The sequence below is a fragment of the Kaistia sp. UC242_56 genome, assembly GCF_044452255.1.
GTDB classification, from domain to species: Bacteria; Pseudomonadota; Alphaproteobacteria; order Rhizobiales; family Kaistiaceae; genus Kaistia; species Kaistia defluvii_A.
Genome location: NZ_JBIOAN010000002.1, coordinates 637,773 through 662,190, shown reverse-complemented (window position 1 = coordinate 662,190; position 24,418 = coordinate 637,773). Strand labels below are relative to the sequence as shown.

The window sequence follows — 24,418 nt, the reverse complement described above, 5'->3', positions numbered from 1 at the left end:
CACCGGGCTTTGCGTTTCCGCGACTGACCGGGCATATCGCGGCGCTTCATCTACTTCGCTATTCAATTCGGAAGGCGAAATATTAGTCCTAGCCATCGGAATCGAGCTCTAAAACTGCAAACTCATAATCCGAACGGATAGGTTTCGTCTTCTCCCGACGTCACCTGGCCCGGTAATGGCGTCACGGCGCGGGTATCGTCCAGCCAGACGAAAGCATCATACTGGTCGGCGGGGCGGGCATAGCTGTAATGGCTCCAACGTTCCGTATCCGGCCGGTAGATCACGCCAATATATCGCTCCAGAACCGGCTGGCTCAGTCCTTCCCTTAGGGCTGCCTGATCGCCCTGCTGCAGATCTATCAGGAAGCGTTCGTATCCTGTTTCATGGCAGATGGCCTCGAAACTGTCCGGCCGCGAGGGGAGGACTCGTTTCACTTCCATGGGGGCATCCCATTCGCTCGCGGCGGAAACCGTGCCGGAATGGGTGCCGAAGCCGATCAGCGCCGCATCCTGCCCGTACTGCTCGCGACAGAGCTGACCGATATTCACTTCGCCTCGCTCGGTGCCCATGTCGGTGTAGCGGGCGTCGCCGATGTGCGAATTGTGGGCCCAGACAACGACCCTGCTGTGCGGCCCCGCCCGGGTCAGGATGCTCTGGAGCGTCTCGAACATATAGCGATCGCGCAGATTCCAGGATTCGCGGGCGCCGTAATACATCGCGCGGTAGTAGCGCTCCGCATTGGCCACGAGCCTCGCGTTCTGCATGGCGTCAAAGAAGCTCTGCCCATCCTGCTGCGAATAGCGGAGCTCCTTCTGAAGCAGGTCGATCAGGATCCGCGTCACGGGGGCCTCGCAGAGCGCATAGCCTTCCGACAGGGAGGCTCGGCCATAGGCGGAGGGCTCGCGCGACCAGGGCGACAGGCAGGAATATCGGGCTCGGGCGATCTTCGCGGCTTCGGGGTCGACACGATCCAGATAGGCGAGCACGGACGCGATCGACGCGGTCATGCTGTAGAGATCGAGGCCGTAAAAAGCCACGCGGTCCTCCGCCGGCAGCGCCCGATTGTGCTGGCGCAGGAAGCCGACGAAATCATCGACATCCCGATTGCGCCACATCCAGCTCGGAAACCGGGTGAAGGGCGACGCGCCCGTGGGACGATGCGAGTAATGGCGAACGTAACGGTCGATGGCGGCGGCGTCGGGCCAATCGGCTTCGACCGCGACAAACTTGAAGTTGTGACGCTCGATCAGCCGACGCGTGATCGCCGCGCGGGCACGATAGAATTCCGAGGTTCCGTGCGACGATTCCCCCAGCAGGACAATCCGCGCCCGGCCAAATCGATCGAACGCGGCGGCGAAGAGTGGGTCATCCAGGGGCGGCAAGGGTTCGGCGGCGGCGCGAAGCAATTCGACCAAGGGCCGCCGGGGCGCTTGGTCCGGAATGGGTGGCGCGTGTGGGCCTGGCAGCGGCAGCAGATAGTGCTGGAACCAGGCGCTCGCCATGCCGGTGACCGCCTCCAGCGCGCCCGGCTCCTCGAACAGGTGAGTAGCGTTGGGGACGATGCGAAGAAGCTTTTCGCAGGTCAGCCTGGCCAGGGCCTGGCGGTTCAGGTCCAGTACCTGCTGATCGGCGCCACCAACGACGAGAAGCGTTGGCGCGGTGACCTCCGACATCCGCGGGCCTGCCAGATCCGGACGGCCGCCACGGGATACGATCGCGCTGATCCGGTCGCCGAGTTCGGCTGCTGCGAGCAGCGCCGCGCCGGCCCCGGTGCTGGCTCCGAACAGGCCAAGCGGGAGATCGGAAATGTCGGGCTCGGAGCCGATCCAGAGCGTCGCCTCGATCAATCGCTCGGCAAGCAGGGGAATATTGAAGACGTTCCGCCGGTCCTGGGCTTCGGCCGAGGTCAGCAGATCCAGAAGCAGGGTCGCGAAGCCCGCGCCGTTCAGCGTCTCGGCGACCGCCCTGTTGCGCGGGCTCATTCGGCTCGAGCCGCTGCCATGCGCAAACAGGACGATGCCGCGTGGATTGGCCGGCACGCAAAGATCTCCCGTCAGATGCACCGGCGGTATCACCACCTCGCGGCGCTCGGTTGGAACCCCCTGCCCCAACGGCGCCTCCAGCCCCTCCGACCAGGCCTGGCGCAGGAGGCCGATCGTCTCCTCGTCCGAGAGCTGATGGAAATCGTCGTAGAAGAAGCCGACGCCCTGGAAGTGGCTAGCCGGATGCAGGCACACGATCGTGCCGGCATCCTCGGCCATCTCGGCCAGCGTTTCCCTGGGGGCCACGGGAACGGCCAGGATCGACTGGATCGCGCCCCGGTTCTTGAGAGCAATCAGGGCGGCTCGCGCCGTCGCGCCCGTCGCAATCCCGTCATCGACGACAATCGCGGTGTGCCCTTCCGGGTCTATCCGCCAATGGTCGCCGAGATAGCGGGCGCGGCGCCGCACGAGTTCCAGGATCGCTCGTTCTCGGGCCTGCGAGATATAGGCATCGTCCACGTTCGTGGCGCGCTTGACGCTCTCGTTGATGACGATCTGTGGCGGTTCCCCCTCCACCACCGCGCCCAGCGCCAGTTCGGGCGCCATCGGCGCCGATATCTTCTTGGCGAGGATCAGGTCGAGCGGCGCGCGCAGGGCTCGGGCGATTTCGAGGGCGACGGGGACTCCCCCGCGCGGCAGGGCGTAGACAACGGGATTTTGGAGCGACATGGCCGCCAGCCTCGTCGCCAACTGGCGACCCGCGTCTGCACGATCCATGAAACGAAAGGGCGAGCCGGCCATGTGGAACTCCACGGACGAGTGCCTGTTTCTCACTTCATTCAGCGAGGCAGTACCCGGTGGGCCAAACAAGCGAGATCGGCAACCTGACGAACCCCCAGCGCCGCGCATGCAACTAAACTGGAAACCGACATCCCGCTCGGCAAGCCGCTGTCGAGCGAATGTGATGGGCCGGGAAGCGAGGCTCCGCACCTCCCCCCGGACGCCGGCGATGGCGGGACGAACCCGCCATCGCCCTGTGAGCTAGAGCGCGACGCCTGCCAGCCTGGTGGTCAGGGTCTGCCGGTCCTCGACGGATTTCAGGCGCACCGTCAGCGTCTCGTTCTTGGCCGACACCTGGGGTGGAAGGCTGACCGGGATCTCCGGGGCGTGTTCAGCAGCCCACGCTTTGAAGCGCGGCAACTTGTTCGGGCCGCTGATGGGGAAGGTGAACGTATACTTGAAGGTCATGGGGCATGTCCCAAATGGAAGTGGCCTCCGGCTTTGAGCGGCGCGCATAAAAGCGCAGCCAATCGCTCAGCCAGGACACACGGATTTTGGATGTCGGGAGGGTTGCTTTCCTGGCGCCGCTCTTGCTCTCGCAGGTAGCAGCACCAGGCAGTCAGCCTGTTTGAAGGCTGCCTTTGCGGATCATGCGTGGGGCAAAGGAAACGGTTTGCATAGCCGATGTCTCGGCCAGATGACCAATATTGTCAAACCGCAGCGGTCGGTCAGTTCGCCGCAGTGAGCGCGGGGCGGCCCCACCGGAGGACCGCCCCGCCGGATGGCGCTAGGGCTTGACCCAGGTTGCGCCCGACAGAACGCCACCATCGACGACGATCGCCTGGCCGGTGATGTAGGAGGAGGCCGGCGAGGCCAGCAGCAGCGTCGCGCGAGCACGCGGCCGATGGCGCCACCGGCGCCGGTAACCAGCGCTGTCTTGCCCTCCAGCGAGAAGAGCGTATCGAGAATTCGAGCCGACGGAAGGCTCAGGCTATCCCGGCGTGGCCAGCGGTCACATGCCCAACGCGGTCAATACGCCCTGGGCCAAATTCTTCGATCCTGCCAACAACTTCGCCTTTGTCGACGCGGAGACCGCCGCCAAGGTCTTTGCCGATGCGAAGGTCGATGTCAGCGGTCCGGTGATCACCACTTGCGGTTCCGGCGTCACCGCCGCGATCCTGGGCTTCATGATCGAGCGCGCGGGCAATCCGGACTGGAAGCTCTATGACGGCTCTTGGCACGAATGGGGCCAGCGCGAGGATACGCCGAAGCGCAGCGCAGCCGCACCCAAGGCCTGACCGGCACGCGCCAGTGTCCCGACTTCACCACCTCGGGACACTGGCCTTTTGGGAGCCGCGCGAAACCCTATCGCTCGTAGAACTTGTTCAGCCTGGGGCTGACCACGACTTCGTTGAGGCAGACCGAAGCCGGCTGGCTCACGATGAAGAGCGCGAGCTCGGCGAGATCCGCCGGCTGCAGCATCGCGGACCGCTCCTCTGCCGTCGGCGGCGTCGGCCGCTTTTCGAGGATCGGGGTCGCCACCTCGGCCGGCAGGATGGCCGTCGAGCGGATGCCGTTGCGATATTCTTCCATGTTGATGCTCTGACTCATCGCGATCACGGCATGCTTGGCCGCCGTATAGACGGGGCCACTGACCGGATGGATGAATTTGCCCGCCCAGGAAGCGATGTGGATCAGTTGGCCCCGCTGGGCCTTGCGCATGGGATGCATCGCGGCGGCGGCGCAGTAGAAGGCGGCCGACAGGTTGCTCTGGATCAGGCCGTCAATGCTGCCGGGCGTCAGGTCCTTCCACGCGCGCTCGACGATATTGCCGCCGGCATTGTTGACGAGAATGTCGAGCCGACCGAAGCGAGACTCGACTTCGGCGACGATCGCGCCCGGCGTTGCGGGATCCGTGAGGTCGCCCGCCCGCGCCACGCTGGTGCCGCCCTTGGCGGCGATCGTCGCTGCCGTCTGCTCGAGCGCCTCCTGGCGTCGTCCCGTCAGGACGACCGTGCAGCCCGCGCCCGCCAGAGCGGTCGCGACCGCCTGCCCGATCCCGCTGCCGGCGCCGGTGATCCAGGCGACTTTTCCAACCAGACTGTTCATGCTTTTCCGTCCTTTGGGTGATGGCCGCTGATAGCCAAGGAAGGCGCGGAAGCGCAAGCGCGTTGACCAGCAAGGGTGCAGGACCGGGCCGAGCGCCCCCCTGCTTGCTTCCCGGGCGCCGGCTCAAGCGTCGGCCAGATGCCTCTGCGCGACCTTTACCGCGTCATCCGCCTGGGCAACCCGAGGCTGGAGTTGGGTGGCATGCAGCGTCTGCACCCGGGCGAGTTCGTCCGCCAGGGGTTCAAATACGCCCCGTTGCCCATTCGTCCATTCCTGTTCCAACAGACCGTTCTGGCAGGGACGGTCGTCGTCCCAGCCGAAATGGTTGAGGACCGGGTAGAGGCAGAGGCCCTCCATCGGGACGCCCTTGGCCCGGGCAAGTTCCAGCTCCGCGGCCACATAGCCCAGCCAGGCGGGGCGCCGGGCGAATTCGATGCCCGTCTCGGCAAGCAGGATCGGCCGGCCATAGCGGCCATGGATCTCCATCAGCAGGCGATGGAGCGAGCGATATTGCGGGTGGCCGATATCGATCGGCGGGCCGCCATGGATCCACTGGTTGTTGAAGTAGTAGTTGACCCCGACGATATCGAGCAGGTCCGGCGACCCGCCCAGCTGCGGCCAGCTCGCGCCGGCAATCATGTCCCAGGCCTGGTACTGGGCCTGGCGATGCCCCTCGGCCGCCCAGAATTCATGTCGCCGGCCCGGATCGGTCACCACGTTGATGGCCGGGTCGGCATGCACGAAGCGGGCGCGCGGATCGACGTCGCGGATCGCATGCATGGCCACGATCGCCGCCCGCGTCAGCTGGACTTTCAGTTCGTGGCCCCGCCCCTGGCCAAAGGGGTTGAGATAGCCGGCGTCGCCCCCCGCCCAGGCCGAGAAGGAGATCTCGTTGACCGGGCAGTAAAAGGGAACGGCGTCGGAATAATCCCGGACGCGCTGCGCCGCGGCGCGTGCGAAACGCTCGAAGCGATGGACGAATTCCGGTCGCCAGATGTCGATGTCGTCAGGCCATCCATAATGGAACAGATCCCAGATCACCTGGGTGCCGGCCCGCTGCGCGGCGGCGAGCATGGGATCGAAGCTCGACCAGTCGTATTTCCCCGGCGTCGCTTCGATGCGGTGCCAGCGGAGCCCGTCGCGCACCGTGCGGATGCCGCGCGCCGCCAGCTGGCGGTAATCGGCTTCGGCATGTTTGTCGTGCTGGCTGGACTGGAGGATGTCGAGCCGGCGGCCCGACCGAAGGCGGTGCGTCGAACACTCGAACCCGCCCTGCCAGTAGGATTGGAAGACGCTCGGCCGCGGCGCCGGCGAACGTTCGGCCATCACGGCATCGAACAGGGCGCGCCATTGCGGCAGCACGGCCTGCACGCTGTATCGGGCTTCGACCGATCGGCGCATGGCCGAACCGAGCCGCTGGCGCAGCGCGGGCGAGTCGAGCAGACGCAGCATGGCGGACGCCACCGCGGATGGGTCCTCATGCGAAACGAACAGGCCCGACACCTCGTCTTCAATCTGCTGCTGCGCGCCATTGTCCGGCGTTGCGATGATCGCCAATCCAGCCGCTCCAGCTTCGGCGATCACGTGTGGCATGCCCTCGCCACGCGACAGCCACGTGAAGACGTCGAGTGCGGCGCAGATCGCCGGCACGTCCTTGCGATCTCCCAGGAAGCGAAGAACGCCCTCCAGCTTGCACTCGACCGCCAGCGCCTTCAGACGGTCCGCATATTCCGGCATGAAGGCGTCCGGCCCGCCGACGACCAGAAACTGCGCATCGGGCCTTTGCCGATGGACGATGGCGGCGGCCGCGATGAAATCCTCGACGCGCTTCTTGCTGTCCAGACGACCGATCCAGCCGATCAGCGGCACGGCCTCCTCCAGGCCGAGCTCCAGGCGGATCCGCATGCGGTCTCCGGCCTTGAACGCATCGAGATCGACCATGGAGGGAATTTCGATCGCGTGATGCTCGCGGCCCGGCATCCGGCCTGCCGCCGCATCCCGGATGGTGCGGCAGACGCCGACATATCGGTTGGTGAAATGCTTCGGGCCCGCCAACGCCTCCGACACCAGTCCGCCATGCTCGATCAGTGGCGGCCGCATATGGGCGCGCTCCAGGGCGGGATAGATGTCGGCCACGTTCTGGCATGAGACGACGAGATCGTAGTCGGCGACCTTGCGGGCGAGATAGGACACCGTGTCGTCGAAGGACAAGGCATAGGGGACCGTATCCACATCGACCCCCAGCTCCCGCAATTGCTCGTGGGTCTGGTCGGGCATGCCGGGCTTGTGGAAGCAGGCCACGACGTCGATGCGGTATTGCGCCGGGTCCAGATTTTGCGCCAGCAAGCGGACTTCGGTCTCTTCGCCGCCCACCACGAGCCAGGCGAAGACGAACAGGATGCGGGTTGGTTCGCTGCTCACTCGGCCACCTGAAAGACGATCTGCATGAAATCGGGACGGTTCTCGACCAGCTCCGCCAGGAAGGCCGGTCCATCCTCGAACGGGACGATATGGGTGATGATCTCGCGCAGGATGGCCGGCGCCTCCACCTGCAGCAGCGCCACCGTTTCCAGAGCCAGGCGCCGGCGGTCCCACAAATGGGCGAGCCCGCGCGGCACGCGGTTAATCTGCGCACAGCGGATGGTGAGGCCGTTGTGGTGGAACTCCTCGCCAAGCCTCAGCGCATCGGCGCCCCCCTGGTAGAAGGCGAGATCGATGACGGTCCCCTGCGGCCGCAAGGCGCGCAGGGCGGTGTGCAGGCTGCCCGCATGGGCGCGCGTCTGGAACACGAAATCGGCGCCGCGCTCGCCCCCGCTATGCCAGTGCGTGCGCGCATGCTTCCAGGCCTCGTCCTCCTCCATGGCCACAAAGCCCATCGCCATCAGCCGCTCGCGGCGGAAGGCGGACGGATCGGCGACCACCACCTCGCTGGCGCCGGCCTGGCGCGCGAACATTGCCGTCATCAGCCCCACCGAGCCACCGCCGATCACCAGCACCGGCTTGTCGGTCAGGGATTGGCCGAGCCGGCTGACGTTGGTGCCGAACTGCTCGGCGTCGGCGTGCAGGATGCCGTTGGCGGCGATCGGCCCCATCTGGGCCACGAAGATGCCGAGGATAGGATCAAGTTCCGGCGGCAAGGGGATCAGCACGTCGCGGGCGGGATCGGCCGTGTGGCCCGTCTTGTGGCCGAAGGTCGTGGCCAGCACCTGGCCACGACGGAAGGCGGGCGTGCGGCTTTCGATGACGCGGGCGACTTCCATGTAGCCCAGGAAGGGCACCGGATATTGCAGGCCCGGTTCGCCCTCGATGAACACGCCCCGGTCGCCATCCCAGCGGGAATGAAAATAGGGGTTTGTGTGCTTCATGAAGGTGAGCTCGGTACCGGCCGAGAAGCCGGTATAAAGCGTCTGCAGCCGGACATGCCCTTCCGGCGGGTCGCCCTCGCCATAGGGGAAAGTGTAGGCCTGGCCCTCGCGTTCAATGCCGAGGGAGCGGATCTGTCGTTCGGACATGGTGCCCCTATCGGCCGGGAAGAATGTCGATTGCCCTGCCCTCTCGGGCGGACTGGCTGATGGCAAGGGCAACGCGATGGGTCTTGAGCGCCTCGCCATAGGGACAGCGGATGCGATTGGTCTCGCCACGGACCGCGTCGATGAAGTCGCGATCCTCCTTCCAGACCGGGTCGCTGCCGGCGTGCAGGACGGGTCGCCCCTGGCCGACATCGATCATGATGTCGTGGTCGGTAAGCTCCAGCGCCAATCCTTCCGCGAACAGGTGAAGGCCGACCCGATGGCCCCACTCGAGCAGGCAGGTGGAGGCGAGATTGCCGATCGCGCCGGAAGCGAAGCGCAGGCTCGCCGTGCTGGCCGTTGGCACGTCGAGGCCCGGATAGGCGTCGCGATCCTTGTGGCCGGCGAGACCGAAGACCTGGACGACATCCCCCACCAGATACCGCGCGAGGTCGATGATATGCGTCGTCTGCTCGACCATCTGGCCGCCGGAACGGTCCATCCGCCACCACCAGGGCGGCGGGGGCGTCTGGTCGAGCCAATAGCCGGAGATCAGCTGCGCCGGGTTGTCCGCGAGCCGGCGCCGGGCCTCCTCTACCGTGTCGATATAGCGCCAATGATAGCCGACGGCGGTGACGAGGCCGGCCTGCTCGACCGACGCGGCCAGTTCCTCGGCGACGGCGAGATCCAACGACAGCGGCTTCTCGACGAAGAAGGGCAGGCCACGGGCAATCACTGCCCGCTCCGCCTCGCCATGCGCGAAGGGCGGAATGCAGATGTAGACGGCATCGAGCTCCGGATCGTCCAACAGCGCCTGATGATCGGCATAGGCGCGCGCGCCATAGCGAGAAGCCGCGTCGACCGCCCGGTCAAAGTCGGTGTCGGCGAAGCCTGCCAGCTCCACGTCGTCGAACTGCTCGAGGACGCCCAGATGGCGGCGTGCGATGCCGCCCACCCCGATGAAGCCGATACGGGTCTTGGTCATGGACTGGAACCTCATGCGCCCCGCCTTTGCAGGATCGATTGATAAAAAGCGGCCGTTTCGGCCGCCATGCGCGCGGCCGAGAAGCGGTCCTTGAAGCGCCGGGATGCGGCCTCGGCGGAGGCCTGGGCGCGGTCGGGATCGTCCAAGGCCGCGACGATCGCCTCGGCGAGTCCCGGGGCGCTGCCGGTTTCAGCCAGGAACGGGTGATCGCTGCCCAGAACCTCAACGGAGCCGCCGGCCGTGGTCACCACAGCGGGCAATCCGGCGGAGACCGCCTCCAGCAGGGCGAGCGGCAACCCCTCGAACAGCGACGGCAGGACAAACAGGTCGGCTGCCGCCAGCAGGTCGGGAACGTCGTCACGCTGGCCGAGAAAGAGGAAGTTTTCCTCCAGGCCGGACTGAAGGATCTGCTCCGCGAGCCGCGCTTCCTCCGGCCCGGTGCCGACCAGAACGAATCTTGTATTCGGGAACCGCTCCAGTACGGCGGGCGCGGCCTCGACCAGCAGGGAATGGCCCTTTTGCTCGGACAGGCGCGCCACGGTCAGCAGCATCTTGTCGCCGTCGCCCAGCCCCAGCGCATGACGCGTGTCGTCCCTCGCGCCGCTTGCCGGGTGCGCCGCCACGCCGTTGCGGATGATGGTGAGCCGCGATCCGCCCTTGTCCCGGAAGGAGGCATGCACGGTCTCCGACACCGCGATGCGCCCGTCGGTGCTGAGCAGCATGGCGCGATAGGCAGCCTGCTGGACGGGATCGGTCAAGAGATAAGGAAGATGCTCGGTCCGGAGCACGGCAAGGCCGGCCGCCTTGCCGAACCGCACCAGGTCGTGCCCTTCCCAGCCGATCCCCGCATGCACATGCAGGAGCGCGTTACCCAATCCGGCAAACCAGGTACGGACTTGGGGAGGATTCTGCAGATCGAGCGCCTTGACGCCCAATCCGAGAGCAGCGCCCCGGTGGAGCAACAGGCGACCGGCTGCATGGTCCGGCGCGGCCAGGATGACGTCATGGTCGGTTGCCAGGGCCGCGCCGAGCGTCAGCATGTGTTCGCCGACCCCGGAGGGCTCTTGGCTGTCCGTCGCCAGAATGATTTTCGGCTTCAAACCGGCACCTCCTGGGTCTGGGCAAGATCGGCCCCCATCCGGCGATAGGTGGCCAATGCCTGGCCCACGACCTGATCCATGTTGTAGTAACGGTAGGTTCCAAGGCGGCCCACAAAGGTCACGTTCGGGTGCTCCCGCGAGAGCGCCTCGTATTGCTTGTAGAGCGCGGCATTTTCCGGCCGGGGGATTGGATAGTAGGGATCGCCTGCATCCTGGGGGAATTCGTAGGTTATGCTGGTCTGCCGGTGGGTCTGGCCGGTCAGATGCTTGTATTCCGTGATGCGAGTATAGGGGATTTCGGGATCGGGATAGTTGACCACGGCGACCGGCTGGAAGCGCCGCTGCGCCAAGGTTTCGTGCTGGAAGCGCAGACTGCGGTAGGGCAAGGCGCCGAAGCGATGATCGAAATATTCGTCGATCGGGCCGGTATAGATGATCCGTTTCGCCAGTCCGTCGGCGCGCAGATCCCGGTAGTCCACGCCCAGAGCCAGTTCAATATTGTCGTGATCGAGCATGTTCTCGAACATCGCGGTGTAGCCATGAAGCGGCATGGCCTGGAACTGATCGAGGAAATACCGGTCATCGGCATTGGAGCGCGTCGGCACGCGAGCGGTCACGGACTTGTCCAGTTCGCTCGGATCCACGCCCCATTGCTTGCGGGTATAGCCCTCGAAAAACGTTCGATAGAGTTCGCTGCCGACCTGATTGATGACGACGTCGCGGGCGCTGCGGATCAACTCCTGAGGCTCAGCCCGGGAGCGTAGGAATTCCTCGGTTTCCGCGTCGGTGCGCAGGTTCAGCTGATAGAGCGCATTGAGCGTCGTCCGGTTGATCGGCATGGGGAGCAGGCGCTCGCCGACCGACGCCAGCACGCGATGCTGGTAAGGCCGCCATGCGGTGAAGCGCGACAGGTAGGCGACGATGTCGTCGCTGTTGGTATGGAAGATATGCGGGCCGTATTTATGGACCAGGATGCCGGCGGCGTCATGGTGGTCGTAGGCATTGCCGCCGACGTGCGGGCGGCGATCGCAGACCAGCACCCGCTTGCCAGAGCCCGCAGCCAGCCGTTCGGCCAGGACGCTGCCGGCAAAGCCTGCGCCGACGATGAGGTAGTCATAGGCGCCACCCTGCGCGTAGCGGCGTACGGCCGGGGCGGGAAGCGGCATCAGCCTGGCGCTGATCGCCTGGTCCACCAGCGCCGATATGCGGCGGAACGTTCCGTCCCAGCTCATGGTGGCGAGCTTGGGGTCGATTTCCGGCAGGAAGGTCGCGGGATCGGCCGCCAGCGCGGCCTCGCAGGCCGCGATGAAGGCGGCAGGCGTGTCGGCGATCCGCACGGCTTCCGGATTATCGCCATAGGTGGCGACGACATCGACGATCGGCGTGGAGACGACCGGAAGTCCGGCCGCCAGATATTCCGGCGTCTTGGTCGGGCTGATGAACCGCGTCGCCTCGTTGATGGCGAACGGCATCAGCGCCACGTCCCACGCCGCGAGGCAGGCCGGCAGGTCGCCATAGGCGCGCGGACCCATGAAATGCAGGTTGGGCGCGCTCGGCAGTTCATGCGGAACCGATCTTGGCGAGCGGTCCGACCATGACGATCGACCATTCCGGATGCGATCGGGCGAGTTCTGCCAGCAAGGGCAAGTCGATACGCTCGTCGATGACGCCGTAGAAGCCAAGCTTTTTGCCCGGAAGCGCCGCCATGTCCGCGGCGGGTTGGACGTCGCTGCGCGCCGTGGCGAAGTGCTCGATCTCGACGCCCGAGGGAAACAGATGGATGTTGTCGTGCCGGTTCCGCCGGGTTGAAAACAGGCTGGAGCCGCCGGTCAGGACCAGGTCGGAATTCTCCATGAGCTCCGCTTCCAGTTCCTTGAGCCGGGGCGGCGCAAAGCGGAAATTGGCAAGCTCGTCCATGCAGTCATAGACAACCGCCGACGCGTCGACATGCCGGGCAAAGCCGAACATGGACGGGCTGTAAAACCAGAGGATCGGTTTGATGATGCCATTAAGCCGCAGCATCAGGTCCAGCAGCTGCCGCAGTCCCGCCTCGCGCCGGGGCTCGTCCCAGTCGCGCGGCAGGCGCGGCCGGATCGACACTATGTTGGTGCCTTCGTAGGGATGGGTTTCGAGATAGGGCGAGTGATGCTCGGTCGGGATGTATTCCTCGAAGAAATAGACCTGCCGGCTCCGGCCAAACCGGTTCATCAGATGCTGCGGCCGCTGCAGGACGAAGTCCCAGCGCAGATGCGAAAAGCAGATCAGCGGCGCCTGGACATTGCTGTTGGCGAAGCTCTTGAGAATTTGCTGGTTCATGGAGGCCTCACGCAAGCTCGGAAAGGGGATGGCGCTCGGCGCGGGTCGCTTCGAGCGAGCGGATCCGGGCGGCGAGCTTGGAAATGGAATGGGGCCACGCCCAGCGATCGAGAACCGTCTGGCGTGGGTTGAAGTCTGTGCGCTCAAGCGCTTCGAGAATGGCGACCTCGAAGCGGTCGGCGGGCGCGGCGATCCCGGTCTCGGGCTCGATGTACTGCAGCCCGCAGCGCAAGGCGTCGTTGGCGACCACTGGCAGACCGGCCAGCATGTATTCGGTCAGGATCGCAGGCGCGCCGTCATCGACGCCGCAAACGACCCCGACCCGGGCCTGATTGATCAGCCTGTTGACCTCGGCATGCGGCACGCCCGGTGGGCCGACGAAATCGACCTCCAGCCCTCGCTCGGCCGCAACCTGGCGCAGCCGGTCGCCATCCTCGCCATATCCCATGACGCAAAGCGCCTTGAGCGGCCGGGATGAACGGGCCAACGCGTCGAGCAGGATGTCATGCCGCTTGTAGGGCTGGGCGGCAGCCACATAGACAACGTCATAGATCTTCGGGACATCGGCGACGCGAAAGAAGGTCTCCGGCGAAGCGAAGTCGGGGCCGACCGGCAGAATGAGCGTCGGCATATCGGGATGCCGTTGCCGCACCTCATCGCTTTGCCACCCGGCGCCGGTCAGCACGAGGTCGAAATGGCGGCTGACCTCGGGCGGCACGCGCAGGGCGGGCACGTCGATGGAATTGTAGATCTTGATGCTCGAGCCACAGGCTTCGAGAATCGTCTCGGAGACGCCCAGACCCCAGACGCAGAGAATGCGCGGGGCACCCTGTCGCTCGATGAATTCAATCATGGTCTCGGAATGAAACGGGGCGGCACTATCGCTGACGGGAAAGGCGCGCCGCGTGATGCCGTCATCGCCCTGGAAGACGGCCGTTCCCGTGCTACGGTGGTGGTGCCAGATCTCCGCGTGGTCGGCCAATCCGGCTTGCACAGCCGCCAAAGGAAGTCGTTCCAGGTACCCTCCCTGAACGGGGGGCTTTGGCGTCCTCTCCGCGACGTGATGGTCGAAGAGGGCCTCTGCCGGAAAGCTTGGATGCGGCTCCACGAGGTCGCTGATGACGACGATCGAACCGCCGAGAGAATTGCTGTCGACAAACAATCAAGCACCCCATTTTGGCGGACGAGGGGTGAAATCCCGGTTGGGTCGCTGCCTCGCAAGGGGTCTAATGGCGACGCTCTGGTTTACGTTCCCAAGGTTATTGCAGCGCACGCAACGCTTGACGCCGCTACGGCAACCCAAGCAGGCGTTCGTTTTCGGAGGGAAATTGTGAAATAAAGACCGGACCCGCGGACGCGAAAGTCCTGATGGCTTCGAGCGCTAAGGAGAAAATGGGGATTCGGCCGACGCGGAAAACGGGAAAATCTTAAGCCGGCTTATTTGACTGCATTAAGAGCCTAAATATTTCGCACCCTTCAGCGCAGAAGTTCGTCGCGCTCGAACTCTTCCCAACCCTGGAGCTTCGGCGCCGGAAGCTTCTCCCGGTTCTGTCCAGCGGCCGACGACGGCACGGGCTTGGCCTTCGGCGCGCCCTTGCCGGAACGGGTCAAGGCTGCCTTCCCCGCCGCCCTTTTTCGGTTCTCCGAGGCCTTCGCCGCGTCGTCCTCGCGCCATACGGTCACCAGGTCGCGATCCATGACGTCCTCGACATGACGCGGATCGAACACGTGAAAAGTAATCTTCTTGGCGCGTCCCCGAAGTTTCACCGTGCGCGTCCCGGCGCTTTGCAGGCGGCCGTCCTTGAGCCACCGATGCCGCTCGGTCGCGGAGATCGTCAGGATGTCCTCGATCTCGCGCGGGATCACGGGCAATGCCTCGATCCCCTCCAGCGCACGGGAAACAACCGCTGCCGTGGCGGCAAAGGCTTCAGCGGAAGTCTCAGGCATGGTCAGGATGAGAATGCTGCCCTTGACCGAGAGCGCCTTCTTCGCGGCGGAAGGCTGTCGAGCCCGCATCTCCAGCAGGATGCCGTGAGCGCGCACCGACGATCCCAGGGTGACCGCCGCCGGCAGCACCCATTCTTGCACCCGCTCTGGAGCCCCGTTCTTTTTTGGCTGAGACGACATGAGTTCCAGATAGGCCTCCTCCCACGGGTCGAACAAGCCCTCTCCGCCAGAGAGCGTCACAAATGCGACCTCCATGGATCCGGCAGTCCCCCTCGGTTTCGGATGAGCCCCATACAATCCCGGCCACTTATGAGTGAGGCGAGAGCCTGCATGGTTTCCCTCCGACCCTCAGACCAGCGAACGGATCCGATGAGATTTCGTCGCCGATTTCAGGGAACGATAAGCGATCAAGGTGGTTGATACCGCACAATCACGCACTCGGAATGAGTTTCCGAGTACTCCGGAGGAAGATCATGGCCGCTGAGAAGAATTTGTCGGATGCGTTTTACGAGACGCTCAAGGATGTCTACTTTGCCGAGAAGCAGTCTGTGAAGGCTTGCAAGAAGTCGGCGAAGGCTGCACAGTCGCCTGAGCTCAAGAAGGCTTTCACGGACCATGGCGAGGAAAGCCAGGGCCATGTCGAGCGTCTGGTGCAGGTTTTCGAAATTCTCGGTAAGCCGGCACGTGGCAAGACCTGCGATGCCATGGTTGGCATCACGTCCGAGATGGAAGAAGACCTGGAAGATTTCGGCGGAACGGCCGCCGCTGACGCCGTCCTGATCGGCTGCGGTCAGGCCATCGAGCATTACGAGATTGCCCGTTACGGCATGCTCAAGACCTGGGCGATGCAGCTTGGCATGAAAGACGCCGCCAAGCTTCTCGATGAGACGCTTCAGGAAGAGCACAAGGCGGACGCGTTGCTCACGCAGATCGCCGAAGCTGGCGTCAATGCCAGCGCCGAGGAAGGCCGCAAGGCCGCTCGCGCCTAACCGCCCCTCTCTCATTCTTCTCCCGGCCTTTTGCAACACGGTTTGCCGTGGCCGGGAGAGCTTTTTCTAAATCTGGAGATCCACCATGAAGAACCTCGTATTCGCCGGCCTTCTGATCGCTGCCTCCGCTGCGCCCGCTTTTGCGGAAGAGGCAAAGACCCCGGCCGTCGCTGGTGAGCAGACGAACCCCGCCGCTCCGGTCGCCGGCGCGAACAGCTTCACCGAAGACCAGGCCCGCGCTCGCGTCACCGACGCCGGCTACACCGACGTTTCGGCGCTGGTGAAGGACGCCGAGGGCATCTGGCGCGGCAAGGCATCGAAGGGCGGAGCCATGATGGACGTTGCCGTCGACTTCCAGGGCAACGTCACCAGCAAGTAAGTTTCGAGTTGAAAGGACATATCATGACTACGACCGTTTCTGGACTGTTTGACACGCACGCAGATGCCACTGCCGCCGTTCGCGATCTTCAGGCTCTTGGCATTGCCCGCGATGATATCAGCGTGGTTGCTTCCAATGTCGACGGCGACGTCGATGCTTCGGATGTTGCCGTTGACGCCAGCGCCGGCGCCGGCATTGGCGCCGCCTTTGGCGGCCTCGGCGGCCTTCTCGCCGGTCTGGGCATCGTCGCCATTCCGGGCGTTGGCCCGGTCGTGGCGGCCGGCTGGCTGATCGCAACCGCAGCCGGCGCTGCCGCCGGCGCGGTCGTCGGTGGCGCAGCTGGCGGCATCGTCGGCGCCCTGACGGAATCCGGCGTGCCGGAGCGCGATGCGCATGTTTATGCCGAAGGCGTTCGCCGCGGCGGCACGCTGGTCACCGCCCGCGTTGCTGACGAGAAGGCTGAACTGGCTCGCGGCGTGCTGCATGACGCACGCGCTGTCGACCTGGAACGCCGCCGTAGCGATTACGAGACGGCCGGCTGGACCAGCTTCGACCCGGATGCGCCGATGCCCCCGAGGGATCGCGTCGGCACGTATAGCGGCCGAATCTAAAGAAAGTGCGGGGCCTTCGGGCCCCGCTCCATTTCAGGCTGTCGCTCGAGAGCGACAGCCTGAAATGTCAGCAACGGCCTGCCGCCCCAGATGCGCCGCCGTCTACCCAAGATGAACGTTTGCGCGACCGGGAAGCCTACTCAGGCTGTCGTCCGCACGCCCAGCGTTCCTTCCTGAAATGCATAGCCGGCACCACGATTCCGCCGATCTCCCGCGCATTTCGGGGAACGGATCATGGCTTGCCCCCGTTGATGCGCAGCCGTCGCGTGAACCACGCGCGGCGCATTCCATCCAAGCACCACAACTGGGAGGAACCTCATGGACCCGAAAAGTCGCGTGAACTCGCCCGCCAAATTGGGCGATGAAGTCATTAATCGGGGCGCCGGAGGCGAGACGCACCAGACCACCGAGGGAGGGTACAAGACCCTCACGACGCAGCAGGGCATGCCGGTCGCAGACGATCAGAACACGCTTCGCCAAGGGGCGCGCGGCCCCGCGCTGATCGAAGATGGGCATTTCCGCGAGAAGATCTTCCACTTCGATCACGAGCGCATTCCCGAGCGCGTCGTCCATGCGAGAGGCTACGGCGCGCATGGATTTTTTGAGACCTATCAGCCGCTTACCGATCTGACGCGCGCCGACATCTTTCAGCGCGCCGGCGAAAAGACCCCGGTTTTCGTGCGGTTTTCGACGGTCGCCGGCAACAAGGGATCGGCCGATCTGGCGCGCGACGTGCGCGGTTTCGCCGTCAAGTTCTATACCAAGGAAGGCAACTGGGACCTGGTTGGCAACAACATCCCGGTCTTCTTCATCCAGGACGCGATCAAGTTCCCCGACCTGGTTCACTCCGTGAAGCAGGAACCGGACCGCGACTTCCCGCAGGCCCAGAGCGCGCACGACAATTTCTGGGATTTCGTGTCGCTGATGCCGGAAGCTATGCACATGATCATGTGGATCATGTCCGACCGGGCCATCCCGCGCTCGTTCCGTTTCATGGAAGGCTTCGGCGTTCACACCTTCCGGCTCGTCAATGCCGAGGGCAAGTCGACCTTCGTCAAGTTCCACTGGAAGCCGAAGCTCGGCATGCAGTCGGTCGTCTGGAACGAGGCGGTCAAGATCAACGGCGCCGATCCGGACTTTCACCGCCGCGATCTTTGGAACGCGATCCAGAGCGGCGACTATCCCGAGTGGGAACTCGGCCTGCAGACCTTTGACCAGGACTTTGCCGACAGCTTCGATTTCGACGTGCTCGATGCGACCAAGCTGATCCCCGAGGACATTCTGCCGGTAACGCCGGTCGGACGCCTTGTGCTCGATCGCATGCCGGAGAATTTCTTCGCCGAGACCGAGCAGGTCGCCTTCATGACGCAGAACATCGTCCCGGGCATCGACTTCTCGAACGATCCCCTGCTGCAGGGGCGGAATTTCTCCTATCTCGACACGCAGTTGAAGCGTCTCGGCGGGCCGAATTTCACGCATCTGCCCATCAACGCCCCGAAGTGCCCGTTCCATAATTTCCAGCAGGACGGCCACATGGCCTTCCATAATCCCAAGGGACGGGCCAATTACGAGCCCAATTCCTGGGGGCCGGAAATCGGCGGACCGCGCGAGGCGCCCATGCAGGGCTTCCAGACCCTTGCCCAGGAACCCGAAGGTCCGAAGGTCCGGTTGCGCGCCGAGAGCTTCGCCGATCACTATAGCCAGGCCCGGCAGTTTTATCGCAGCCAGACGGCCATCGAGCAGAAGCACATCTCGGACGCGCTGGTGTTCGAACTGAGCAATTGCGAGACGCCGGCCATCCGGGAGCGCGTGGTTTCGCACCTGCTCAACATCGATGGCGACCTGGCCAAGACGGTGGCTGCCGGCCTCGGCCTGCCCAACCTTCCGAAGGCCGCAATCCCGGCGGCTCAACCCAAGATGGATCTGCCCACGTCGGATGCGCTCAGCATTCTCAAGAACGGGCCGAGCCATTTCAAGGGACGCAAGCTGGGCATCCTGATCACCGACGGCGTCGACGCCACTCTGCTGGCCGCCCTCGAGAAGGCGGTCGAAAAAGCTGGCGGCACTTTCGAGCGGATTGCGCCGACAGTCGGCGGCGTCAAGGCAAGCGACGGCACGCAACTACCCGCCCATCGCAAGATCGATGGCGGCCCCTCGGTGCTCTTCGACGCGGTGGCCATCCTCGCCAGCGAGGCCGGTCTCGCCGACCTGCTGAAGCTGCCGCCGGCGCGTGACTTCGTCGCCGATGCCTATGCGCACTACAAGTTCTGCGGCTTCACCGCCGCGGCGACGGCCCTGTTCGACAAGGCGGGGCTGCCGAAAGAACTCGACGCAGGATTCGTCCAGCTCGCCCAGGCGGGCGACGCGGATCGCTTCATCCAGACCTGCGGTGCGCTGCGTTTCTGGGATCGCGCCGACGGCGCCTAAGCTCTATCTGCCAAGAACTGCCGGAACGGTTGCTGTTTTGCCGCAGCAACCGTTTCTGTTTCCAGCCGTTTTCTCCCGCTCATCGCGGCGACACGAGGAAAACATGGCCCCACGCACTCTGCTTCAGTTCTTCCACTGGTACTATCCCGATGGCGGGCGTCTCTGGGGTGAAGTGGGGGAACGGGCTGATGCGCTCGCGAGCATGGGCGTCACCGATGTCTGGCTGCCGCCGGCCTATAAAGGCGCTACGGGCGGCTATTCGGTCGGCTATGACAGCTACGACCTGTTCGATCTCGGCGAATTCGACCAGAAAGGCACCGTCGCCACCAAGTATGGCGATCGCGCCGGCCTGGAACAGGCGACCGGCGCGCTGCGCGCCAGGGGCCTGCGCGTCATCCATGACGTCGTCTTCAATCACAAGATGGGCGCCGACGAGGAAGAGACCGTGCGCGTGCGCCGGGTCAACCCCGAGGACCGCACCCAGATCGAAGAAGAGGCGTTCGAGGCCAAGGCCTACACCCGCTTCACCTTTCCCGGTCGCGACGGCCAATATTCGCAGTTCATCTGGGACGTGAAGTGCTTCAGCGGCGTCGATGTCATCAAGGACCCGGATGAAAGCGGCATCTTCCGGCTGGTCAACGAATATGGCGACGGCGAATGGAACGAGGAGGTCGACGCCGAAAACGGCAATTTCGACTTCCTGATGGGTGCCGACGTCGAGTTCCGCAACAAGGCCGTCTATGAGGAACTGAAATATTGGGGCCGCTGGCTGCCGGAGCAGGTACCGGTCGACGGCTTCCGGCTGGACGCGGCCAAGCACATCCCGGCCTGGTTCTTCCGCGATTGGGTCGGCCATATGCGCGACACCGTAGATCCCGAGCTCTTCGTGGTTGCCGAATACTGGCATCCCGACATGGAGACGCTCTCGAACTATCTGGAGCTGGTCGACAAGCAGCTGATGCTGTTCGATGTCGGACTGCACCACCGCTTTCATGACGCATCCGCCCAGGGTGCCGATTTCGACATGCGCACGATATTCGACGGCTCGCTGGTGGCGGCCTCGCCGGAACATGCGGTGACGCTCGTCGACAACCACGACACCCAGCCCTTGCAGGCGCTGGAGGCGCCGGTCGAGCCCTGGTTCAAGCCGCTGGCCTATGCCTTGATCCTGTTGCGGGAACAGGGTGTCCCCTGTGTCTTCTACCCGGACCTGTTCGGCGCGCACTACACCGACAAGGGTGGCGACGGCAACGATCACGAGATCGACATGCCCGCGATCGAATGCCTGCCCAAGCTGATCGAGGCGCGGAGTCGTTTCGCGAATGGACCGCAGACGGACCTGTTCGATGATGCGAGCTGCGTCGGGTTCATCCGGCACGGCACCGAAGAAGAGCCCGGCTGCGTGGTGGTCCTGTCCAATGGCGAGGGCGGCGAGAAATCGGTCGAGCTAGGCCCCGATCAGGCCGGCGCTACCTTCCACGATTTCCTGGGTCACCGGGACGACCAGATCGTGCTCGACGATCAGGGCCGAGCCGCCTTCCCGACCAATGGCGGCAGCGTGAGCGTGTGGGTCCGGTCCGAGTCCTAGCGTTCTCGCAGGCAGAGTGTCCCATCGCGGAAAACGCGGCGAAAGATCAGGCCCGAGTCCGGCGGTCGTACAACGACGCTGGACTAGGGCCTAATCTTGCGCACTACGCTGGCGCCAGCGATCCCTCGATCAAGGCAGTCAGCAAGGCGCCTGCATCGGAGCCGGGAATGGCGAGGTCTCGGACACTGTCCATGTGGTTTCGGGACGGCACCGACTGGAGCGCCACGGAGAGCCCCTGCCCCGCCAGGACATCCCGAAAGGCTTTCGCCTGCTGGCGAAAGGGCGGCGTTTCCAACTCGCCGACGGCCACCATGACGCGGGTACCCGCGTCATGCCGATGGCGCATGGGCGAGAAGCGGGCGACCTCGTCGTCCGTGATGGCGATTTCCGCATGCAGGAATGAGGATTGCAGCGGCTGCAGCTCGTAAAGACCGCCCAGCAGCAGCGCCGCGCCCATGCCGGACGACTTCTCGGGGTCGTCGAACAGGAACGTGGAGAGGTGCGCGCCGGCGGAATGACCGCTGACGGTCAGTCGCGACGCATCCCCGCCATAGTCGGCGATATTCGCAATCACCCACGCCTTGGCGCGCCGAACCTGATCGACGATCGTCGCCATCCGAACGGACGGCATCAGCGCGTAATCGACGATGACGGCGATGGCGCCCGCCTGCGTCACGGTTTGCGCGACGCAGGAATAATCCTCCTTCGAGAACATCCGCCAGTATCCTCCATGGATAAAGACATGGACGGGCATCAAGGGGCTGGGGTTGGCGGGGAAGAACAGGTCCACCGTCTCGGTCGGATCCTCTCCATAGGCGACGTTGGCGCGCATCGGCACCGCCGACCGCGTCTGCGCGCTGCGCGCTCGAATGTCCGCGACGATGGCGTCGAAATCAGCCACATGGTCGCGGATCCGGTACGGATCGAGCGTGGAATGCGCAGTCGCCATGATGGCCCCCTCAGAAACTGGTGGCGATGTATTTCGCCTCCATGAATTCGGCTATGCCGTGATGCTGACCGCCCTCGCGACCCAACCCGCTTTGCTTGACGCCACCAAAGGGGGCGGCGGGATCGGAAACGAGGCCTCGGTTGAGCGCGATCATACCGGCTTCGATTCGCGATGCTACCCGCAAGCCGCGCGCGACATCGCGCGTGAAGATATAGGCCGCCAGACCATATTCCGTGTCGTTGGCCCGCGCGATCGCCTCGCTCTCGGTCTCGAAGCGGTAGAGCGGCGCCACGGGACCGAAGATCTCCTCATGCGCCATTTCCGCCTCGGGCGAGACATCCGCCAGCACGGTCGGCGGATAGAAGAAGCCCTCTCCTTCGCCGACGGTGCCACCGCACAGGACCCGCGCTCCGCGGCTGGTCGCATCCTCCACCAGGCGGTCGATCTTCTGCACGGCCTTGCGGGTGATCATAGGACCACACTCAGTCGCATCGTCCGTGCCGGCGCCGACCTTGAGATTGGCCATGCGCTCACGCAGCCCCTCGGCGAAGGCGTCATAGATGCCGGACTGCACATAGAGACGGTTGGCCGCCGTGCAGGCTTCGCCGGCATTGCGCATCTTGGCGACCATGGCGCCATCGAGCGCCGCCTGCAGATCCGCATCGTCGAACACGACGAAGGGCGCGTTGCCGCCCAGTTCCATCGAGCATGAGATGACGTTCTTGGCCGCTTCCGCCAGCAGGGCGCGGCCGACGCCGGTCGAGCCCGTGAAGGAGAGCTTGCGCACCGTCGGATCAGCCAGCATCCATGCCGTCAGCGGACCGGGGGTGGAGGTGGTCAGGACGTTCACGACGCCCGGCGGAACACCGGCCTCTTCATAGAGAGCCGCCAGGGCATAGGCGGTGAGCGGGGTTTCGCTCGCGGGCTTCAGGATGACCGTGCATCCGGCAGCCAGGGCCGGCGCGATCTTGCGGGTCGCCATCGCTGCGGGGAAATTCCACGGCGTGATCAGGACACAGACGCCGATCGGTTCGTAGTCGACGATGATCCGGTTGGTGCCGGCCGGCGCCCTGCCGAACTCGCCGGAGATGCGAACCGCTTCCTCGGCGTTCCAACGGAAGAACTCCGCCGCATAGGCGACCTCGCCGCGCGCATCGCGCAGCGCCTTGCCGTTCTCCAGCGAGATCAGCTTGGCCAGCATCTCCGAGCGTTCGACCATCAGTTCAAAGCAACGGCGCAGGATTTCCGAGCGCTTGCGCGGCGCGGTCTCCCGCCAGCCCTCGGCAGCAGCGGAAGCCGCCGCAACCGCGGCTGCGGCATCCTCCAGCGCGGCATCGGGCACGGACGCAATGATCTTGCCGGTCGACGGATCGGTGACGGCGATCACGCGACCGCTGCGGGAGGCATGCCAGGCGCCGTTGATGTAGAGACCGCGCGAAAATTCGGAAAGATCCAGTCCATGCGTTGTCGACGGATCGATTTGCTGACGAACGTTCATCGGAGTTTCTCCTGAAGGGTTCATTGAGCCGAGGCGGCGAGGTCGCCGTCATAAGCGGCCTGGACCAGGCGGCGCATGGCGTCGAGATCGAGGCTTCGCGGGTTGTTCTTGACCAGACGCCCGATGCCGAGGGCCTGCTCGGCGGTCCAGTCGACCTTGTCGGCGGGCAATCCAAGCGCGGCGAGCGTCGGGGTAATGCCGATCGCCGCGAACAGGCGGCTGATCTCGGCGATCGTGCCATCCGCCATCGCCTCGACGCTCCGGCCTTCGCCATCAACGCCCAGCGCGGCGCCAACCTCGGCGATCTGCTCTGCCACCACGGCGCGGTTATAGGTCATCACGTAGGGCAGCATGGTCGCTACCCCGAGGCCGTGCGGCGTGTGGGTGAGCGCGCCGACCGGGTACTGCACCGCATGGGCCGCGGCTGTGCCGGCGGTGCCGAAGGCGCAACCTGCTGCCAGCGCGCCCATCATGACATCGGCCCGCGCGTCCTCGTCGCTGCCGTCTGTGCAGGCCCGTTCGAGGCCGCGTCCCAGCAGCTTGATCGCCAGAAGCGCAAAGTGATCGGTGAGATCGCTCTTGCCAATGAAGACATGCTGCTGCGCCAGCTCGGCTCCGTTCCCGCGCCGCGCCGCCGTGAATGCCTCGATGGCATGGGTGAGCGCATCCGCCCCGGCGATGGCCGTCAGGCCACGCGGGCAGGTCATGGTCAGCTCTGGATCGCAGATCGCGGCGGCGGCGATCAGATACGGGCTGGAAATACCGACCTTGAGCGTCTTTTCCGGATCGGAAATCACGGCAACCGGCGTGACTTCGGATCCCGTGCCCGCCGTGGTCGGCACGGCGATGACAGGCATGACAGGCCCGGGAATCCGGAACTCGCCATAATAGTCCTGCAGCACGCCGCCATGGGTGAGGAGAAGCGCCGCGCATTTGGCCATGTCGAGACAGCTGCCGCCGCCAATGCCGATGACCATGTCGGGGGCGAAGGCCCGCGCCGCCTCGACGCAAACGGCGACGCTGTCCCGCGGGACGTCCGGCAGGATCTGATCATAGACCAGGACCTCGATCGACGCGGCGCGCAATCCCTCGACGCTCCGGGCGAACATTTCCGTTCCGGCAAATCGCTCATCCGTGCAGATCAGCGCGCGCTTGCCGAGTTTGCCCGCCACATCGGGAAGCGCGTGGCGCTGGCCTTTGCCGAACAGGATTTCGCGCGGAAGCCTCAGGGCTGCAAACAGGCTCACTG

General features: G+C 64.9%; 15 protein-coding genes and 3 pseudogenes. 6 read left to right on the top strand and 12 right to left on the bottom strand.

Going from position 1 to position 24,418, the window contains the following annotated elements; translation table 11 throughout:
• Positions 1-122 precede the first annotated feature (122 nt).
• The 3 genes and pseudogenes from ACHMWQ_RS05830 to ACHMWQ_RS05820 form a co-directional block, all read right to left on the bottom strand.
• Complete coding sequence (locus ACHMWQ_RS05830; protein ID WP_396306737.1) at positions 123-2,783, bottom strand: erythromycin esterase family protein; 2,661 nt, start codon at positions 2,781-2,783, stop codon at positions 123-125.
• A gap of 240 nt (positions 2,784-3,023) precedes the next feature.
• The gene (locus ACHMWQ_RS05825; protein ID WP_396306736.1) at positions 3,024-3,230 is read right to left on the bottom strand and encodes a hypothetical protein; all 207 of its coding nucleotides are present in this window, start codon (positions 3,228-3,230) and stop codon (positions 3,024-3,026) included.
• A 319-nt stretch (positions 3,231-3,549) separates the two neighbouring features.
• Positions 3,550-3,687, bottom strand: a pseudogene (locus ACHMWQ_RS05820) (SDR family oxidoreductase); the annotation flags it as partial.
• A 76-nt stretch (positions 3,688-3,763) separates the two neighbouring features.
• Here ACHMWQ_RS05820 and ACHMWQ_RS05815 point away from each other — a divergent pair.
• Entirely contained in the window at positions 3,764-4,060 is a 297-nt protein-coding gene (locus ACHMWQ_RS05815; RefSeq protein ID WP_396306735.1) for a sulfurtransferase, read from the top strand.
• 67 nt (positions 4,061-4,127) lie between these two features.
• Here the strand turns inward: ACHMWQ_RS05815 and ACHMWQ_RS05810 are convergent, their stop codons facing one another.
• The 6 genes and pseudogenes from ACHMWQ_RS05810 to ACHMWQ_RS05785 form a co-directional block, all read right to left on the bottom strand.
• Positions 4,128-4,871, bottom strand: coding sequence for an SDR family oxidoreductase (locus ACHMWQ_RS05810; RefSeq protein ID WP_396306734.1), 744 nt, complete (start codon positions 4,869-4,871; stop codon positions 4,128-4,130).
• Between the two features lie 123 nt (positions 4,872-4,994).
• Positions 4,995-7,292 (bottom strand): glycosyltransferase, encoded by a 2,298-nt coding sequence (locus tag ACHMWQ_RS05805; RefSeq protein ID WP_396306733.1) that lies wholly within the window; start codon positions 7,290-7,292, stop codon positions 4,995-4,997.
• Positions 7,289-10,465 (bottom strand): annotated as a pseudogene (locus tag ACHMWQ_RS05800) (glycosyltransferase). Before ACHMWQ_RS05800 ends, ACHMWQ_RS05805 begins: the two are co-directional and overlap by 4 nt.
• Positions 10,462-12,673 (bottom strand): annotated as a pseudogene (glf, locus tag ACHMWQ_RS05795) (UDP-galactopyranose mutase). The pseudogenes ACHMWQ_RS05800 and glf overlap by 4 nt, the downstream one beginning before the upstream one ends.
• A gap of 115 nt (positions 12,674-12,788) precedes the next feature.
• Positions 12,789-13,775, bottom strand: a complete 987-nt coding sequence (locus ACHMWQ_RS05790) for a glycosyltransferase (RefSeq protein ID WP_396309397.1) — start codon at positions 13,773-13,775, stop codon at positions 12,789-12,791.
• Between the two features lie 482 nt (positions 13,776-14,257).
• Positions 14,258-14,908 carry a hypothetical protein gene (locus tag ACHMWQ_RS05785; RefSeq protein WP_396309396.1) on the bottom strand — a complete coding sequence of 217 codons (651 nt, stop codon included), beginning with the start codon at positions 14,906-14,908 and terminating at the stop codon, positions 14,258-14,260.
• 293 nt (positions 14,909-15,201) lie between these two features.
• Here ACHMWQ_RS05785 and ACHMWQ_RS05780 point away from each other — a divergent pair, with 293 nt between their 5' ends.
• The 5 genes from ACHMWQ_RS05780 (at position 15,202) to amyA (ending at position 20,722) form a co-directional block, all read left to right on the top strand.
• Positions 15,202-15,717, top strand: coding sequence for a DUF892 family protein (locus ACHMWQ_RS05780; RefSeq protein WP_354553560.1), 516 nt, complete (start codon positions 15,202-15,204; stop codon positions 15,715-15,717).
• Positions 15,718-15,802: 85 nt separating this feature from the next.
• The gene (locus ACHMWQ_RS05775; protein ID WP_266345015.1) at positions 15,803-16,096 is read left to right on the top strand and encodes a PepSY domain-containing protein; all 294 of its coding nucleotides are present in this window, start codon (positions 15,803-15,805) and stop codon (positions 16,094-16,096) included.
• Positions 16,097-16,119: 23 nt separating this feature from the next.
• Positions 16,120-16,707 (top strand): hypothetical protein, encoded by a 588-nt coding sequence (locus tag ACHMWQ_RS05770; protein ID WP_396306732.1) that lies wholly within the window; start codon positions 16,120-16,122, stop codon positions 16,705-16,707.
• A gap of 318 nt (positions 16,708-17,025) precedes the next feature.
• Positions 17,026-19,134 (top strand): catalase, encoded by a 2,109-nt coding sequence (locus ACHMWQ_RS05765; protein WP_396306731.1) that lies wholly within the window; start codon positions 17,026-17,028, stop codon positions 19,132-19,134.
• 103 nt (positions 19,135-19,237) lie between these two features.
• Positions 19,238-20,722 (top strand): alpha-amylase, encoded by a 1,485-nt coding sequence (gene amyA, locus ACHMWQ_RS05760; protein ID WP_396306730.1) that lies wholly within the window; start codon positions 19,238-19,240, stop codon positions 20,720-20,722.
• A 103-nt stretch (positions 20,723-20,825) separates the two neighbouring features.
• Here amyA and ACHMWQ_RS05755 read toward each other — a convergent pair whose 3' ends face one another.
• Genes ACHMWQ_RS05755 through ACHMWQ_RS05745 form a run of 3 tightly spaced genes read right to left on the bottom strand, consistent with a single transcriptional unit; the run spans position 20,826 to position 24,416 of the window.
• Complete coding sequence (locus tag ACHMWQ_RS05755; RefSeq protein WP_396306729.1) at positions 20,826-21,671, bottom strand: alpha/beta hydrolase; 846 nt, start codon at positions 21,669-21,671, stop codon at positions 20,826-20,828.
• 10 nt (positions 21,672-21,681) lie between these two features.
• Entirely contained in the window at positions 21,682-23,169 is a 1,488-nt protein-coding gene (locus tag ACHMWQ_RS05750; RefSeq protein WP_396306728.1) for an NAD-dependent succinate-semialdehyde dehydrogenase, read from the bottom strand.
• A gap of 20 nt (positions 23,170-23,189) precedes the next feature.
• On the bottom strand, positions 23,190-24,416 hold the full coding sequence (locus ACHMWQ_RS05745; RefSeq protein ID WP_396306727.1) for an iron-containing alcohol dehydrogenase: 1,227 nt from the start codon (positions 24,414-24,416) through the stop codon (positions 23,190-23,192).
• Positions 24,417-24,418 lie beyond the last annotated feature (2 nt).